Origin of the sequence: Amycolatopsis sp. NPDC098790, from assembly GCF_044759945.1 — a bacterium.
In the GTDB taxonomy this organism is placed as follows: domain Bacteria; phylum Actinomycetota; class Actinomycetes; order Mycobacteriales; family Pseudonocardiaceae; genus Amycolatopsis.
This window is the reverse complement of sequence record NZ_JBIWAI010000007.1, coordinates 1-16,424: the sequence shown is the minus strand read 5'-3', so window position 1 is coordinate 16,424 and position 16,424 is coordinate 1. Positions and strand designations below refer to the sequence as shown.

Sequence of the window (16,424 nt, the reverse complement as noted above, 5' to 3'; positions counted from 1 at the left end):
TAGCCGCGGGCACCGACAATTTGGGAGGCTGCGCGGATGGACACCCTGAACATGCGCACCGGCGGCGAGGGCGAACCGGCCGTCCTCCTCCTGCACGGCCTGGGCGCGACCGGCGCCGTGTGGAACCACTTCGCCCCGCCGCTCGCCCGGCGCGTCCTGGTGCCCGACCTGCCCGGCCACGGCCTGTCCGCGCCGCTGCCGCACTACAGCTTCGAGACGTTCACCGCGGCCGTCGCGCGGGCGCTGCCGGGGAAGGGCCCGTACGTCGTCGCCGGCCATTCGCTCGGCGGGGTGCTGGCACTGGAACTCGCGTCCGGGAAGTACGACGTCGAGGTCGCGGGCGTGCTCGCGGTCGGCGTGAAGGTCGAGTGGACCCAGGACGACCTGGGCCGCGTCGCGACGCTCGCCGCGCGCCCGGCCCGCGTCTTCGAGTCGCGCGTGGACGCCGAGCAGGCGTACCTGAAGGTGTCCGGGCTGCTCGGCATCGCGCCCGCGGACCCGGCCGGGCTTCGCGAGACCGAGGGAGGTTGGCGCCTCGCGATGGACCCGGCCGCGTTCGGCGTCGGCGCCCCGGACATGCCGGCGCTGCTCGCCGCGGCGCGGTGCCCGGTCGTGCTGGCCGCGGGCGAGAACGACCCCATGAGCCGTCCGGACCAGCTACGCGCGCTGGACCCGGACGCGGTCACCCTCGCCGGCCTCGGGCACAACGCCCACGTCGAGGACCCAGCCGCCGTCCGCGCTCTCTTGGACCGCTTCGACGTCTGAAGGCTCGGGGGCAGCCGTCGTACCCCACGCGACGGCTGCTCCGAACCCCTCGCCACCACCGGACCCGGAAAGCCTAGGAAACGGTGGTGGACGAACGGCTGTACCGGCGACCCGCGCCGTCGTCACCCTCGGTACCTGCGGAAACGGTTATCTTCGCCGTTCGGTGGTACATCGGAAGCGGCACGATCGGAATGCTGGAGGGGTACGTTCCAGCTGCGGGGCACGCGGGGAGAGGACGCCTGTGGACGAAGGCCTGCCGTTCGCCGGGTGGCTGCGGGACCGGCGCGTGCTCGCCGGCCTCACCCAGGCCCAGCTGGCCGACCGCGCCGGGCTGAGCCTGCGCGCGGTGCGCAACGCCGAGCTCGGCAGCGTCCGGCGGCCCCGCCCGGAGACCGAACGCCGGCTGCGGGAAGCGCTTGCCGAAGCGCCGCCGGAGCCGGTCCGGATCGGCGTCCTGGGCCCGCTCTCCGTGCTGCGCGGGGATTCCCCGGTCGAGATCGGCGCCGAGAAGCAGCGCCTCCTGCTTGCGCTGCTGGCCTTGCAGCCGAACCGGACGGTCCGGCGCGAGGACCTCGTCGACGTCATCTGGGACGAGCCGCCGCCGTCCTGCTTGGACCTGCTCCACACCTACGTCGCGCGGCTGCGGCGGGCGCTGCGGCCCGCCGACCCCATCGCCACCGACAAGGGCGGCTACCGGCTGACCGCCGGCGAGGACGACCTCGACCTCCTGCGCTTCGAAGCGCTCCTGGACGCCGGCGCCTACCGCGAAGCCCTCGAACTCTGGCGCGGCCCGGCGCTCGCCGACGTCGAACGCCTCCGGCAGCACCCCCTCCGGCTGGCACTGGCGATGAAGCGCGCGAAGACGGTCATGGCGTACGCCGAGATCGCCGACCCCGAGGACGCGTCGGTGCGGCTGCGCGCGCTGACCGCCGAGGAACCCCTCAACGAGTCCGCGCACGCCCGGCTGATGCTGGCGCTCGCCGCGTCCGGCAGGCAGGCGGCCGCCCTCTCGGTGTTCGAGGACGTCCGGCAGCGCCTGGACGCCGAGCTGGGCATCGGACCCGGCCCCGAGCTGCGCGCCGCCCAGCGCCAGGTCCTGCGGCAGGACTTCCCGCTGCCGCCGTCCCGCGCCCCCGCCCAGCTGCCCGCCGACGTCGCCGGCTTCCGCGGCCGCACCGAACAGCTGGCCGAGCTGGACGCCCTCCGCGAAGGCGACGGCACCGGCGCCCGCATCGCCGTCCTGTCCGGCACCGGCGGCGTGGGCAAGACCGCCCTCGCCGTGCACTGGGCCCAGCGGTCGCTGGAAGAGTTCCCGGACGGCCAGCTGTACCTCGACCTGCACGGCTACGGCACGGTCCGGCCGGTCGAGCCGGGCGACGCGCTCTCGGGGTTCCTGCGCGCCCTCGGCGTCGACGGCGCGGACATCCCCGCCGAGCCGGAAGAGCGCGCGGCCAAGTTCCGCACCGCGCTCACCGGCCGCCGGATGGTGCTGCTGCTGGACAACGCCGGTTCGGTCGGGCAGGTCCGCCCGCTGCTGCCCGGCTCGCCGTCGTGCCTGGTGCTGGTGACCAGCCGCGACGCGCTGCCCGGGCTGGTCGCGCGGCACGGCGCCCGCCGCGTCCTCGTCGATCTGCTCACCGGCGCCGAAGCCCTCGACCTGCTGCGCACGCTGCTCGGCGCGCGCGTCGACGACGAGCCGGACGCGGCCGAGGCGCTGATCGGGTACTCGGCCCGGCTGCCGCTGGCGCTGCGACTGGTGGCGGAGCTGGCGCTGAGCCGGCCGGGGGAGCGGCTCGCCGCCCTGGCCGGGGAGCTGGCCGACGAACGACGGCGGCTCGACCTCCTGGACGGTGGCGGCGATCCGCTGACCGCGGTCCGCGCCGTCTTCTCCTGGTCCTACCGGCACCTGGCGGCCGACGCGGCGCGCGTGTTCCGCCTCTGCGGCCTGCACCCGGGCCGCGACCTCACCCCGGCCGCGATCGCCGCGCTCGCCGGCGTCCCCCTGCCGGAGGCGGAACGCCTGATCGCCGTGCTCGTCCGCGCCCACCTCGCGCAGGAAACCGGCGACGACCGCGTCCAGCAGCACGACCTGCTGCGCGTCTACGCCGCCGAGCTCGCCGCGGAAGACGAGGCCGAGAGCCACGACGCGCAGGAGCGGCTGTTCGACTTCTACGTCCGCTCGGCCGCGCAGGCCATGGACGCCGTCCTGCCGCAGGAACGGCACCTGCGTCCGCACGTGCCCGATCCCGACGTCAAGGTGCTCGACGCGCCGGCTTGGCTGGAAGCCGAGCGTCGCAACCTCCTGGCCGTGGCGGCGCACGCGACGCGGCACGGCTGGGCCGACCACCTGCGGCTGCTGTCCGGCATCCTGTGGCACTACCTGGACGTCGGCGGCTACCACGAGGAATCGCTGGTGCTGCACACGCACGCGTCGGCGCTGGCCCACGACGCCGGCGACCCGGTGGCCGAGGCCGAGCCGCTCACGCTGATCGGGCTGGGGCACTGGCGCGTCGGCCGGTCGCGGGAAGCGCGGCGGTACCTGGAAGAAGCGCTCGCGCTGGTCCGCGAAACCGGCGACCGGCGCACCGAGATCCACGTCCTCAACACGCTCGGCCTGGTCTGCCGCGCGCTGGGCCGGTTCGCCGAGGCGATCACGTACTCGACCGAGGCGTTGTCGCTGGCCCGCAAGAACGGCGACCGCACGAGCGAGGGGCTCGTCCTGGTCGTGCTCGGCTGCTCGTGCCGCGGCATCGGCCGCTACGGCGAGGCGATCGGCTACCTCGAAGAAGCGCGGTCACTCGCCCGGGACACCGCCGACCGCACCAGCGAGGGCTACGCGCTCGTCAACATGGGCGACGCGCTGTCGGCGTTGGGAAGGCACGACGAAGCCGCGCAGGCGCTGAAGGAGGGGCTGGAGCACTTCCGCGCGATGGGCGTGTGGGTGAGCGAGGGCTACGCGCTCGGCATCCTGGGCGACGTCGAGCACGCCCGCGGCCGGTACGCCGACGCCGCGGCGCACCTCGAGCGGGCGCTGGAGATCGCGCAGGAGACCGGCAGCCCGACCAACCGCAGCGTCGCGCTGAAGCACCTCGGCGACGTGCGGCTGGCCCAGGGGCGTCACGACGAAGCGGCCCAGCACCTCGAAGAGGCGCTGGGCCTGGCCCGCGAATGCGGCGACCGGGGCGTCGAGTCCCGGGTGCTCAACAGTCTCGGCGCGCTGGCTTCGGCGCGCGGCGCGACCGAGGACGCGCTCGCGCACCACCGGGAAGCCCTTGCCGTGGCGAAGGAAACGGGCTGCCGTCCCGAACAGGGGCGGGCCCACTGCGGGCTCGGAGAAGTCCACAGTGGACTCGGTGACCCGGGCGCGGCGCGCGAACACTGGGAACGCGCGCTCGCTTGTTACGCCGGGGAGTGCGTACCCGGCGCGAAGCGGGTCCGGGACCTGCTGGCGGCCCTCGGGTAGTGGCGCTCGTCGGCGACGAGGTCGCCTTCGAGGCGCTGGACGTCGCGGTCGAAGACGTCGGTGCTGCCGGCCAGCCGGTTGCGCGGGTACGGACGGCGGCGGTAGGCGTGGTCGAGCGCCCAGGCGAGCAGGACAACGGCGGCGAGAACGGCGATGATCATGACGCTCCTCCCGGAGTGCGATGTGCTGTTGCTTTGAAGAACGTGTAGTGGAAGGTCCCGTATTCCCTGGTGGTGCGGTGGAGGTCGCGGATTCCGCGCGCCCACTCGGCTTCGTCGATGAGCCCCTTCGCGACGGCGGTCTCGCCGATCCCTTCGACCATCGCGGTGAAGGTGTCGCGGGTGAATCCGGTGACGAGATCGGGCTTCGACGCGTCCGCGTAGACGGTCCGCGGCTCGACTTCCGTCCCGGCGAAACCGGCTTCGACGAGCAGGGGGTACAGCCGTCGCCCGATGAGCCCGTCGCCGCCCGCGTCGGCCTGGAGGCGCACGAGGCAGTCGATCGCGGCTTGCGCGGGTTCGCTGCGCGGGTGGAAGAACGCCGAGCCGTGGTCGCCCTCGACGACGGTGATCGTGCCGCCCGGCCGCAGCAGGGTTTTCAAGTGCCAACGCTTTCCCGGGTTCCAGTAGGTGTTCGAGCACGAAGCAGACGAAGAGGTGGTCCCACTCGCCGTCGAGGTCGAACAGGTCGGCCTGGCGGAAGTCGACGCCCGGGATTCGTTGTCTCGCTTGATCAAGGGAGGCCGCGGAGACGTCGACGGCGGTCAGGTGCGCGTCCGGGCTGCGGGCCACGAGGTGAACGGTCTGGGCGCCGACGCCGCAGCCGACCTCCAGCACGCGGCTCCCGGCGGGGTAGGCCGTCCCCGCGTGCAGCAGTTCGGCGAGGGTGTCGGCCTGGTCGCCGAGGCGGCGGGCTTCGGGAGCGGCGTACCCGTGCACGTAAGTGGTGTCCATGCGTCCAGCGTGCTGCGACAATGGCTCGATGGACAGAGCCAAAACCCCGCGGTCGGAGGGGTCCATAGGGTCGGACTTCCTCCAGCTCGACGTCCGCGAGGCGCCGCCGGGCGGGCTCGCGGACTGGCTCGCCGGGCAGCTGCGCGCCGCCGTCGCCGACGGCAGGCTCCCGGTCGGCGGCCGGCTGCCCGCGTCCCGGGTGCTGGCGGCCGAACTGCGCGTGTCGCGCGGGGTGGTCACCGAGGCCTACCAGCGGCTGATCGACGACGGGCACGCGGCGGGCCGCGGCCGCGCGGGCACGGTCGTCGTGGCCGCGCCGGTGCTCCCGCCGTCGCCCGCGCGCGTGCGGCCGCCGTCGCAGGTGATCACGCCGCTGCCGGGCGTGGAGGTCTTCGACGCGGTCCGCGCGACCCCGGCCCGGATCGACCTGACCCCGGGCGTGCCGGACCTGACGGCGTTCCCGCGCGCGGCGTGGCTGCGGGCCGAGCGCGCGGTCTTGGACGAGCTCGAGCCGGCCCACTTCGGCTACGGCGACCCGCGCGGCGCGCCGGCGATGCGGCTGGCGGTGTCGCACTGGCTGGCGCGCGGCCGCGGCATCCGCGTCGACCCGGGCGAGATCATCGTGGTGGCGGGGGTGGCGCAGGCGTTGACGCTGGTGGGGGAGGTGCTGCGGCAGCACGGCCTGACCGAAATCGCGGTGGAGGACCCGAGTTCGCTGGGCGCGCGCCAGCACCTGCACCACTGCGGCCTGGCGACCCCGCCGGTCCCGGTGGACGACGAGGGCTTGCGTGTCGACGCGTTGCGGTCGCCGGCGGTGCTGCTGACGCCGGCGCACCAGTTCCCGATGGGCGTGGTCCTCGGCGGCGAGCGGCGTCGCGACCTGATGCGCTGGGCGGCCGAGGGCGGCATCGTGGTGGAGGACGACTACGACGCGGAGCACCGCTACGACCGCGCGCCGGTGCCGGCGGTCCGGTCGATGGTGCCGGAGGTGCTTTACACGGGGAGTGTCTCGAAGCTCCTGGCGCCGGCGTTGCGGGTGGGCTGGCTGCTGGCGCCGCCGCGGTTCTTCGACGACCTGGTGGCGGCGAAGCGGTTCGCGGACCTGGGCAACCCGGTGCTGGCGCAGCTGGTGCTGGCGCGGTTGATGGAGACGGGCGAGCTGGAGCGTCAGCTGCGGGTGGTCCGGGCGCGGCACCGCCGTCGTCGAGACGCGATGGTCCGGTGCTTGGCTTCGTCTCTGCCCTCGGCGGTGGTCCACGGCGCGGCGGCGGGCTTGCACTTGACGATCACGTTCGGGTCCGAGGTCGACGACGTGGCGGTGGCGGCGGCCGCGTTGGCGGAGGGGGTGAAGGTCCAGCCGTTGTCGTGGCACCGGCAGGTCCCGGGGCCACCGGGCCTGGTCCTGGGGTACGCGGCCCGCACGGCGACGGAGATCGAGGAAGGCGTGTCCCTGCTCGGCCGGCTGGCCCGCTGACCTCCCGGGCGGCGGCCTGAAGTCGCCCAGCCGCTCGGGGGACCCCCGATTTCAACGTTACCGGAGGGCACCGACAATTCCCGGCCCGAGCGGCCGAGTTGTCCACAGGTCACCGTCCGGCCGCAAGCGCCCCCAATGTGGCCTTGGTTGCGTCTCACGCACCGAAGGCCGCCTTGGGTGCGTCTGACGCACCGAAGGCCACATTGGGGCGTTGGCGGGTCGCCAAGGAGCCGACCCCGAATCACGCCCGCCGACGTCAACCGCCCCCGGCCGCCCCCGAGTAAAGACTCCACAAAGGACAGTCAAGCGAGTGTGATCATGCTCTCGCAAGCGATTCGCGAACTTGGTTGCCATACGCAAGCAACTTGCTTAGCCTAGCTAAGGGACTTTGCGAGCAGAAGGGTTGCACAGTGGCGGAACGCCGGACGTATTCGATCGCGGAACTGGGGCCGCGGTACAAGTGGATCGCGCTGTCCAACACGACGCTGGGCATGCTGATCGCCACGATCAACTCCTCGATCGTGCTGATCGCGCTGCCCGACATCTTCAAGGGCATCGGCATCAACCCCCTCGAGCCGGCCAACACCAGCTACCTGCTGTGGATGATCATGGGCTTCCTCGTGGTCACCGCGGTGCTGGTGGTGAGCTTCGGCAGGCTCGGCGACATGTACGGCCGCGCGAGGATGTACAACCTCGGCTTCGCCGTCTTCACCGTTTCCTCCATCATGCTGGCCATCACCTGGTTCGACGGCGACGCGGCCGCGTTGTGGCTGATCGGCTGGCGGATCGTGCAGGGCGTCGGCGGCGCCTTCCTGATGGCGAACTCCTCGGCCATCCTCACCGACGCCTTCCCGGCCAACCAGCGCGGCCTCGCGCTCGGCATGAACGGCGTCGCGGCCATCGCCGGCTCGTTCCTCGGCCTGGTCGTCGGCGGCGTGCTCGCCCCGGTCGACTGGAACCTGATCTTCCTGGTGTCGGTGCCGTTCGGCGTGATCGGCACGATCTGGGCGTACCTGAAGCTGCACGACACCGGCGTCCGCAAGCACGCGCGGATGGACTGGTGGGGCAACATCACCTTCGCCGTCGGCCTGATCGCCGTGCTGGTCGGCATCACCTACGGCATCCAGCCCTACGGCACGTCGCAGACCGGCTGGACCAGCCCGATGGTGCTGTCCTGCCTGATCGGCGGCGTCGCCGTCCTGATCGCGTTCGTGATCATCGAGACCAAGGTCGACAACCCGCTGTTCCGGCTGTCGCTGTTCAAGATCCGGTCGTTCACCTGGGGCAACATCGCGAACCTGACGGCGTCGCTCGGCCGCGGTGGCCTGCAGTTCATCCTGATCATCTGGCTGCAGGGCATCTGGCTGCCGCAGCACGGCTACACGTTCGAGCAGACGCCGCTGTGGGCGGGCATCTACATGCTCCCGATGACGGTCGGGTTCCTGGTGGCCGCGCCGACGTCGGGCATCCTCGCCGACCGCATCGGCAGCCGCCTGCTGGCTTCGAGCGGCCTGTTCATCACGGCCGTGACGTTCCTGCTGCTGATCATCCTGCCGGTCAACTTCGACTACTGGGCGTTCGCGGGGATCCTGCTGATCAACGGCATCGGCATGGGCATGTTCTCCTCGCCCAACCGAGCCGAGGTGATGAACAGCCTCCCGGCGGACGCGCGCGGTTCCGGCGCGGGCATGATGACGACGTTCCAGAACGCGGCGATGGTCCTGTCGATCGGCTTCTTCTTCAGCCTAATCATCTCGGGCCTGTCGAGCAGCCTCCCGTCGACGATGCACGACGGCCTGGTCGCCCACGGCGTCACCGAGGCGGCGGCGTCCCAGGTGGCGAACCTCCCGGCGGTGGCGGTGCTGTTCGCGGCGTTCCTCGGGTACAACCCGATCCAGCAGCTGCTGGGCGGCCAGCTCGCGTCGCTGCCGCCGGACCAGGCGTCGTTCCTGACCGGACGCAGCTTCTTCCCGAACTTGATCTCGGGGCCGTTCCAGTCGGGGCTGGCGGTGGCGTTCGGCTTCGCGATCGCGGTGTGCTTGATCGGAGCGGTGGCGTCGCTGTTGACGAAGGACGCGCGTCCGGCCGACCGGGAGTCGGTCGGTGAGGAACTGGCCGCGGTGGCCGGGGAGTCGAGCGGCGGGCCGAGCGAATTGGTGTCGCCGGCCAGCGAACGCTGAAGGTAGTTTCCGAAGCCGGGTGCCGCACTTGCGCGGCACCCGGCTTTCCGCGTCGAGAGGGAGCGGGATGATTCGTGAGCACGCCCTCGGCGAGCTGCTGGGCGAGGCCGGCACGCGGGCGTGCGCCCTGGCCCGGGAGGCGCTGGCGGCGGGCGCCCCGGCCGACGTCTGGGAGAACGTCCAGTCGACGTCGACGGCTCGCATGCTGTACGGCCGCCGGGAGAACGCCAGTCGCCGGGCCGGACAGTCCTCGGTCGACTTCGAGGCGGCCCTGCGAGCGCTGGGCGCGTACTCGGACGACGTGCTGGCGCGGGCGCAGATCGACGACCGTTCGCGCGGTGGCTACTGGTTCGAGGTGTTCCTGACACCCGGCTTCGACCGGGTCATCGCCTGCTTCGGCGTCGCGCGGCCCAAGTCGTCCTCGGCATCGGACGCACCGGCGTGGTCGCGCCTGGACGCGATCGTGCTCGGGACGCCTCCGGAGCCGCGTGAGAAGGTCGCCGAGCTGCTGGAGGCGGGTGCCGCCGACGTGCCGGCCGGTCTCGTGGCCGGGCTGGAGAAGTACCTCGCCACCCGGTACTGGAAGAGCTTCGGGAAGTACGCCGCGCTGGTGCCGTCGTTCCCGTCGCCGGAGGCCGCCCGGTACCTCACCGCCGCGCTGGACCGCGGCCGTTCGGATCCGCTCTTCACCGAGCCCCTCGTCGCGACCGTCGAGGCCGCGCTGGCCGCCGTCAGGCCGTGACCAGCTCCGGTTCCGCCACCTCTTCCGCCGGCGCCGTCTTCTTGGCCCGGCGCCGCTCGATGATCCGGCGTCCGACGTCGATCATCGGGACCTCGACCCAGCGGTAGAGCAGGTCGGCGGCGAGCAGCCCGACGATCGTCACGGCGACCGCGGTCAGCGTCCGGTGCGGGGCGAACTGCGGGATCGCGCCTGCGAGTGCCACCGCGACGACGCCCTGCATCAGGTACAGCGAGTACGACCGCTCCCCGATGAAGCGCATCGGCCGCGTCGACAGCACCCACGCCAACGGACCGCCGCCGGCGACCAGCGACGGCACCAGCAGCGCGGCCAGCACGATGTAGAGGGTGCCGGTGATCGAGCCGCCCTCGTCGCTCAGCAGCGCGGCGATCTCGGCGAACATGGTCTGGACCGCCACCAGTGCGGCGGCGACCACCAGGCCCGCGACGGGGTGCGTGAACACCCGCAGCGCGGCGAAGCCCTTGCGGTGGTGCAGGACGATCGCCAGCGTGCAGCCGATGAGGATCGGCGAGTACGCGCCGGCGTAGGGCATGAAGGGGATCAGCGCGAGCATGAGCGCGACGAGCCCGAGGGACAGGCTCAGCCGCTTGACGAACCCGAGCGCGCCGATGCCGAAGGCGAGCAGCGGCCAGACGAGGTAAAATTTCTGCTCGACGCCGAGCGTCCAGGCCTGGCCGAACAGCGTCATCTGGTGGTACTCGCCGAGGAAGGTGAGGTTCCACGGCAGCGCGTCGACGATGCCGCTGCGCCGCAGCCCCATGCCCCGGAAGTAGGCGAAGACGACGACCACGCCGATGACGACGTAGTAGACGGGCAGGATCCGGAACGCCCGCCGGATGTAGAACTCGGCCAGCGAGACGCGGCCGTTGCGGGCCTCTTCGCGCAGGGCGAGGGTGGTGATGAGGAACCCGGAGAGCACGAAGAAGAGGTGCACGCCGATCCAGCCGTTGGCACGCACCCAGTTCGGCCCCCCGTAGTGGAAGACGACGACGAGCACGGCGGCGATGGCCCGCACCCCGTCGAGCGCGCCGAATCTTCGCGTGGCGAGGTATTGGTCGTGCGTGATCATCGAGTCCCCCTCACAGGCTGCTCACAGCCGGCTCAATGTAATCGGGCGCGGAGAGCATTCACTCGTTGGGGTGACGTTCCGGTCGTTGGGGCCGGTAGCGTCCATCGTGACGCGACGAAACGGAGCAGGCTGGCCGGTGTCCCTTGACTACGAAGCCTGGTGCGAGGGCGAGCCCGACCTCCCGGCGATCGCCCGCACGAGCACGCTGATCATGCGCACGCTCCTGGGCGTCGACAACACCGCGGTCACCCCCGTCGGGGAGGACGACCGGTTCTGGACGCTGCACTGGGGGAGCGCCGCGTTCGCGCAGGTGATCGTGTCCGGGCCGGAGCACGCCGAAGTCCCGGGCCGCTGGAGCCTGACGGCCGAACAGGGGCACCGCGGCGTGAAGCTCGACGAACTCCTGGCCCTCGTCGTCGTGGCCGCGGCGGCCCTGACCCGTGGCGGGGATGTCGTCGACGAAGCCGGCCGGCTGCCGGACCGGGTCAACGAGCCGCAGGCGCTGCTCCTGCGCGCACTGCGAGCCGGGCCGGTCGGCCCCGACGAGCTCGTCCGCCGGCTGCGGGCGGACGGTTAGCGGTGGAGCCGTCGCAACCGGGCAGAACTTCCAAGACGATGATGCGTTTGATCGCCGACCGCTCGGCGCGGACCCAGGTGGCTCCGCCGGTCAGGTCGTCGTCCAACCGACCGGCACCTCTAGCTCGGCCGGCCTCGTCACCGACATCAACAGGGCGCAGGGAGCGGGCGGCGGTGCGGCGCATTGCCGGGTCGGCCAGGTAGGCGACCTGGTGTCCAGCCGCGCGGGCGTAGTCCGAGACCTACCAGCCGACGGTCGCGCGCTGGATCTTCACCGGGTGGGCCGGTGCTCCGTCCAACGGGCCGTTCGGGTCGGTCGGGATGATCCCGTCGGCCACCATCCGATCGAGGGCGGACATCCCCCGCACCACGCGTCCCAGCACCGAGTAGTTCGCCGGGATGTTCGCGAACGAATGCACGATGAAGAACTCGGACCCGTTGGTCCCCGGCCCCTGGTTCCCCATCGCGACGGTGCCACGCGGGTACGTCTCCGCGCCGGTCACCTCATCGGGGAACTTGTACCCCGGCCCGCCCTTTTCGACCTCGTAGATGTCCCCGCACTGGAGCACTCCGAGCCGGGAAGAGTTCGAAAGCCGCCAGCACTGCGAACGGTCGTAGAACCGCTGCAGGATCAGCGAAACCATGTTGTGGACCGCGCACGGAGCCGCTCCGGCGCGGTTCAGCCGCACCGTCACCGGGCCGTAGTTGAAGCGGAACGTCACGTCCACGGTCCCGCGCGTCAGAGCGAACGGCAGCGGACGCACCACCGGACGAGCCGCGGGGTTGTCCGGGGTCGGCGTGAACTCGCACCGGGTGACCACCGGCGCCGCCGAAGCCGTAGCGGGCGCGGCCAGCAGCGCACCCAGAACACCGACGAGAGCCAGACCCCAGCGCAGCTTCATGCCGGGGACGTTAGCGAATGGCGAACTACTTGCGCCAGGCCGTGCGCTGCTTGCGGATGTCGAGCACCAGCAGCAGGACCAGGAACAGCGCCAGGCCGACCAGCCACACGTTCTCGGTGTTGTTCTCGTGGTTGCCCTTGATCATCACGAGCAGGATGACCGCGCTGACCCAGCCGGCGATCCGGGTGGCCTTCGGGAACGAGCCGTGCCAGCCCCAGGCCGCCGACGGCTCGTCGCGCGGGTCGACCTCGGGACGCCGCTTCTCGACCGCCTTGCCTGCCACGATGAACTCCTCAAGACCCATGAACCACGGACGCGCCGATGATCCCACACCTCCGGGTGCGCCGCGGAGACGCCCCGCGCGACAATGACCCGCGATGACTACCTCGCGAAGCGTTCTCGTGCTCGGCTCCACCGGGTCCATCGGCGTGCAGGCCCTGGACGTCGCCGCGCGCAACCCGCACCTCTTCCGGGTGGCCGGCATCGCGGCGGGCGGCGCCGACCCGGCGAAACTCGCCGCGCAAGCGCTCGCGCACGGTGTCGAAGCCGTCGCCGTGACCAAGGCCACCGCCGCCGAAGACGTGCAGCTGGCCCTATACGCCGAAGCGCAAAAGCGCGGCTACGCCCAAGGCGACTTCAAGCTCCCGCGCCTCTTCGCCGGTTCCGACGCCGTCACCGAACTGATCGACGCCGTCAAGGTCGACACGGTCCTCAATGCCCTGCCCGGCTCCCGCGGCCTCGAGCCGACGCTCAAGGCGCTCGCCACCGGCGCCACCCTCGCGCTCGCGAACAAGGAATCGCTCATCGCCGGCGGGCCGCTCGTGCTCGCCGCCGCGAAGCCCGGGCAGCTCGTGCCCGTCGACTCCGAACACTCCGCCATCGCGCAGGCCCTCCGCGCCGGAAAAGAAAACGAAGTCGCCCGGCTCGTCCTCACCGCCTCCGGTGGCCCGTTCCGCGGCCGCAAGCGCGCCGAACTCGCGGACGTCACCGTCGAGCAGGCGATGGCGCACCCGACCTGGTCGATGGGCCCGCTGATCACGATCAACTCCTCGACCCTGGTCAACAAGGGCCTGGAGCTGATCGAAGCGGCGCTGCTGTTCGACGTCGCGCCCGAGAAGATCGACGTCACCGTGCACCCGCAGTCGATCGTGCACTCGATGGTGACCTTCACCGACGGCTCGACGATCGCCCAGGCCAGCCCGCCCGACATGCGGCTGCCGATCGCGCTCGCGCTGCATTGGCCCGACCGCGTGCCCGATGCCGCTCCCGCCTGCACCTGGGACCAGGCCGCGACCTGGACGTTCGAGCCGCTGGACGACGACGCGTTCCCCGCGGTCGAGCTGGCCCGCCACTGCGGCACGGTGGGTGGCTGCCTGCCCGCCGTCTACAACGCCGCGAACGAGGAGCTCGTCGCGGCGTTCCTGGCGCAGAACACCCGCTTCACGTCGATAGTGGACACTGTTTCCGAGGTGGTGGGAGCCGCCGACGAGTGGCGTCGCGAACCGCGCGACGTCGAGGACGTTCTCGCCGCCGAGCGCTGGGCTCGCGCGCGGGCCGGTTCGATCATCGAGGGGAAGTAGCGGGTGCTCGCCTACATCATCGGTGTGGTGCTCTTCGCGCTGGGGATCTGCGTCTCCGTCGCATTGCACGAGGCCGGCCACATGGTCACGGCCAAGGCCTTCGGCATGAAGGTCCGCCGGTACTTCGTGGGCTTCGGGCCCACGGTGTTCTCCTGGCGCCGCGGGGAGACCGAGTACGGCCTCAAGTGGATCCCCCTCGGCGGGTTCTGCGACATCGCCGGCATGACCGCCCTCGACGAGGTGACGCCGGACGAGGCGCCGCGCGCGATGTGGCGGTTCAAGACCTGGAAGCGCACGGTCGTGATGTCGGCCGGGTCGATCACGCACTTCATCCTCGGCTTCGTCGTGCTCTACCTGATGGCCGTCACGATGGGGCTGCCGAACCTGGCCCCGACGCAGACCGAGCCGGTGCTGGCCGCGACGTCCTGCGCCCGGTCGACGACGACCGAGGAGCAGGCCAAGGACACCAGCTGCCCGCCGGGCGCGCCGACCCCGGCGAAGACGGCCGGCCTGCAGGTCGGCGACAAGGTCCTCTCGGTCGGCGGCAAGCCGGTCGCGACCTGGGACGAGATGCTCGCCGCCGTGCAGGCGACCAGCGGCCCGACGGCGTTCCAGGTGCTGCGGGGCGGCCAGACGCTCAACCTGACTGTCGACGTGCCGAAGGTGCAGCGCTGGACCAGCACCGGCGTCAAGACGGTCGGCATGATCGGCGCCTCGGCCCAGCCGCCCGCGCTGACCACGCAGTACGGCCCGGTCGCCGCCATCGGCGCCACGTTCAGCTTCACCGGCACGATGTTCGCCGAGACGGCCCAGCGGCTCGTCGAGTTCCCCGAGCGCATCCCCGCCGTGGTCACGGCGATCTTCGGCGGCGAGCGCGACCCGAACACCCCGGTCAGCGTCGTCGGCGCCAGCCGGATCGGCGGTGAGGCCGTCGAGCAGGGCATCTGGGTGCTGTTCTTCTTCCTGCTGGCCAGCCTGAACTTCTTCATCGGCGTGTTCAACCTGCTGCCGCTGCTGCCGCTGGACGGCGGGCACATCGCGGTGGTCTGGTACGAGCGCGTCCGCGACTGGATCCGCGGCCTGCGCGGCAAGGCGGCCGGCGGTCCGGTGGACTACACGAAGCTGTCCGGGATCACCATGGTGCTGGTGCTCATCGGCGGCGCGGTCACGCTACTCACGGTGACCGCGGACATCGTCAACCCGATCCGCCTGCAGTAGCGACGCGCCACGGAGGGGTTCCGGCCCCTGCGTGGCGCACCACACGGGCCGTAACGCTGCTCACCGTGACGGTTGACATGGTGAAGGTGGCCCGGTCGGGGTAGGTACGCTGGAAACGTGACCGTCGCACTCGGTATGCCCGCCCTGCCCCCGCCCGTCCTCTCCGAGCGCCGCAAGACCCGCCAGCTCCAGGTGGGCCCGGTCGGCGTCGGCAGCGACTTCCCGATCTCCGTCCAGTCGATGACGACGACGCTCACCTCCGACGTCAACGCGACCCTCCAGCAGATCGCCGAGCTGACCGCCGCGGGCTGCGACATCGTCCGCGTGGCGTGCCCGTCGGCCGACGACGCCGAGGCGCTGCCCGCGATCGCGCGCAAGTCGCAGATCCCGGTGATCGCGGACATCCACTTCCAGCCGAAGTACGTCTTCGCGGCGATCGAGGCCGGCTGCGCCGCGGTGCGCGTGAACCCGGGCAACATCCGGAAGTTCGACGACCAGGTCAAGGAGATCGCGCAGGCCGCGAAGGACCACGGCACGCCGATCCGGATCGGCGTCAACGCGGGTTCGCTGGACAAGCGGATCATGGACAAGTACGGCAAGGCGACCCCGGAAGCGCTGGCCGAGTCGGCGCTGTGGGAGGCGTCGCTGTTCGCCGAGCACGACTTCCACGACATCAAGATCTCCGTGAAGCACAACGACCCGGTGGTCATGGTGCGCGCGTACGAGCTGCTCGCCGAGCAGTGCGACTACCCGCTGCACCTCGGCGTCACCGAGGCCGGCCCGGCGTTCCAGGGCACGATCAAGTCGGCCGTCGCGTTCGGCGCGCTGCTGCGCCAGGGCATCGGCGACACGATCCGCGTCTCGCTGTCCGCGCCGCCGGTCGAAGAGGTCAAGGTCGGCATCCAGATCCTGCAGTCGCTGAACCTCAAGCAGCGCAAGCTGGAGATCGTCTCGTGCCCGTCGTGCGGGCGCGCGCAGGTGGACGTCTACACGCTCGCCGAGCAGGTCACCGCCGGGCTCGAGGGCATGGAGATCCCGCTGCGCGTGGCCGTCATGGGCTGCGTCGTCAACGGCCCGGGCGAGGCGCGCGAGGCCGACCTGGGCGTGGCCTCGGGCAACGGCAAGGGCCAGATCTTCGTGAAGGGCGAGGTCATCAAGACCGTCCCCGAGCACGCGATCGTCGAGACGCTCATCGAGGAGGCCATGCGCATCGCCGAAGAGACGGGGGATGCCCTCGGTGAAGGTGCCCCGGTGGTCACTGCCGGCTGAGTTCCAAGCGCCCCAAGGCGGCCTTGGTTGCGTCTGACGCACCGAAGGCCGCCTTGGGTGCGTCTGACGCACCGAAGGCCGCCTTGGGTGCGTCTGACGCACCGAAGGCCGCCTTGGGGCGCTAGCTGTGATGTCCAAGGACGTTGTTCCGCGATGAGGTGACCGGTGACGGCCTGTCGCACAGACAGGTGAAGGCCTCCGGAGGTGAAGTGGAG

At 71.6% G+C, this 16,424-nt stretch carries 14 protein-coding genes and 1 pseudogene; 9 read left to right on the top strand and 6 right to left on the bottom strand.

Going from position 1 to position 16,424, the window contains the following annotated elements:
• Positions 1–36 precede the first annotated feature (36 nt).
• Both ACIQWX_RS40810 and ACIQWX_RS40805 read left to right on the top strand, forming a co-directional pair.
• On the top strand, positions 37–765 hold the full coding sequence (locus tag ACIQWX_RS40810) for an alpha/beta fold hydrolase (RefSeq protein WP_400883191.1): 729 nt from the start codon (positions 37–39) through the stop codon (positions 763–765).
• 241 nt (positions 766–1,006) lie between these two features.
• Positions 1,007–4,228, top strand: coding sequence for a tetratricopeptide repeat protein (locus tag ACIQWX_RS40805; protein WP_400883188.1), 3,222 nt, complete (start codon positions 1,007–1,009; stop codon positions 4,226–4,228).
• Here ACIQWX_RS40805 and ACIQWX_RS40800 read toward each other — a convergent pair.
• The 3 genes and pseudogenes from ACIQWX_RS40800 to ACIQWX_RS40790 form a co-directional block, all read right to left on the bottom strand.
• Positions 4,165–4,389, bottom strand: coding sequence for a hypothetical protein (locus ACIQWX_RS40800; protein ID WP_400884365.1), 225 nt, complete (start codon positions 4,387–4,389; stop codon positions 4,165–4,167). The genes ACIQWX_RS40805 and ACIQWX_RS40800 overlap by 64 nt on opposite strands.
• Complete coding sequence (locus ACIQWX_RS40795; protein WP_400884363.1) at positions 4,386–4,829, bottom strand: hypothetical protein; 444 nt, start codon at positions 4,827–4,829, stop codon at positions 4,386–4,388. The genes ACIQWX_RS40800 and ACIQWX_RS40795 overlap by 4 nt, the downstream gene beginning before the upstream one ends.
• Before the next feature lie 61 nt (positions 4,830–4,890).
• Positions 4,891–5,181, bottom strand: a pseudogene (locus tag ACIQWX_RS40790) (class I SAM-dependent methyltransferase); the annotation flags it as partial.
• Positions 5,182–5,209: 28 nt separating this feature from the next.
• Between ACIQWX_RS40790 and ACIQWX_RS40785 the strand changes: the two are divergent.
• The 3 genes from ACIQWX_RS40785 (at position 5,210) to ACIQWX_RS40775 (ending at position 9,577) form a co-directional block, all read left to right on the top strand.
• On the top strand, positions 5,210–6,655 hold the full coding sequence (locus ACIQWX_RS40785) for a PLP-dependent aminotransferase family protein (protein WP_400883185.1): 1,446 nt from the start codon (positions 5,210–5,212) through the stop codon (positions 6,653–6,655).
• A gap of 410 nt (positions 6,656–7,065) precedes the next feature.
• Entirely contained in the window at positions 7,066–8,835 is a 1,770-nt protein-coding gene (locus ACIQWX_RS40780) for an MFS transporter (protein WP_400883182.1), read from the top strand.
• Positions 8,836–8,902: 67 nt separating this feature from the next.
• Positions 8,903–9,577, top strand: a complete 675-nt coding sequence (locus ACIQWX_RS40775) for a hypothetical protein (RefSeq protein ID WP_400883179.1) — start codon at positions 8,903–8,905, stop codon at positions 9,575–9,577.
• Here ACIQWX_RS40775 and ACIQWX_RS40770 read toward each other — a convergent pair.
• Entirely contained in the window at positions 9,567–10,664 is a 1,098-nt protein-coding gene (locus tag ACIQWX_RS40770; protein WP_400883177.1) for an acyltransferase family protein, read from the bottom strand. The genes ACIQWX_RS40775 and ACIQWX_RS40770 overlap by 11 nt on opposite strands.
• Positions 10,665–10,800: 136 nt before the next feature.
• On the opposite strand from ACIQWX_RS40770, the gene ACIQWX_RS40765 reads away from it, so the two are divergent.
• On the top strand, positions 10,801–11,241 hold the full coding sequence (locus tag ACIQWX_RS40765) for a hypothetical protein (protein ID WP_400883174.1): 441 nt from the start codon (positions 10,801–10,803) through the stop codon (positions 11,239–11,241).
• A gap of 241 nt (positions 11,242–11,482) precedes the next feature.
• Here ACIQWX_RS40765 and ACIQWX_RS40760 read toward each other — a convergent pair whose 3' ends face one another.
• Together ACIQWX_RS40760 and ACIQWX_RS40755 are read right to left on the bottom strand one after the other, a co-directional pair.
• Positions 11,483–12,142 carry a peptidylprolyl isomerase gene (locus ACIQWX_RS40760; RefSeq protein WP_400883171.1) on the bottom strand — a complete coding sequence of 220 codons (660 nt, stop codon included), beginning with the start codon at positions 12,140–12,142 and terminating at the stop codon, positions 11,483–11,485.
• A 25-nt stretch (positions 12,143–12,167) separates the two neighbouring features.
• On the bottom strand, positions 12,168–12,425 hold the full coding sequence (locus ACIQWX_RS40755) for a DUF2631 domain-containing protein (RefSeq protein ID WP_372670737.1): 258 nt from the start codon (positions 12,423–12,425) through the stop codon (positions 12,168–12,170).
• Between the two features lie 94 nt (positions 12,426–12,519).
• On the opposite strand from ACIQWX_RS40755, the gene dxr reads away from it, so the two are divergent.
• The 3 genes from dxr (at position 12,520) to ispG (ending at position 16,209) form a co-directional block, all read left to right on the top strand.
• The gene (gene dxr / locus ACIQWX_RS40750) at positions 12,520–13,722 is read left to right on the top strand and encodes a 1-deoxy-D-xylulose-5-phosphate reductoisomerase (RefSeq protein WP_400883167.1); all 1,203 of its coding nucleotides are present in this window, start codon (positions 12,520–12,522) and stop codon (positions 13,720–13,722) included.
• Between the two features lie 3 nt (positions 13,723–13,725).
• Positions 13,726–14,940 carry a M50 family metallopeptidase gene (locus ACIQWX_RS40745; protein ID WP_400883164.1) on the top strand — a complete coding sequence of 405 codons (1,215 nt, stop codon included), beginning with the start codon at positions 13,726–13,728 and terminating at the stop codon, positions 14,938–14,940.
• A 117-nt stretch (positions 14,941–15,057) separates the two neighbouring features.
• Positions 15,058–16,209 (top strand): flavodoxin-dependent (E)-4-hydroxy-3-methylbut-2-enyl-diphosphate synthase, encoded by a 1,152-nt coding sequence (ispG, locus tag ACIQWX_RS40740; RefSeq protein WP_400883161.1) that lies wholly within the window; start codon positions 15,058–15,060, stop codon positions 16,207–16,209.
• Positions 16,210–16,424: the final 215 nt, after the last annotated feature.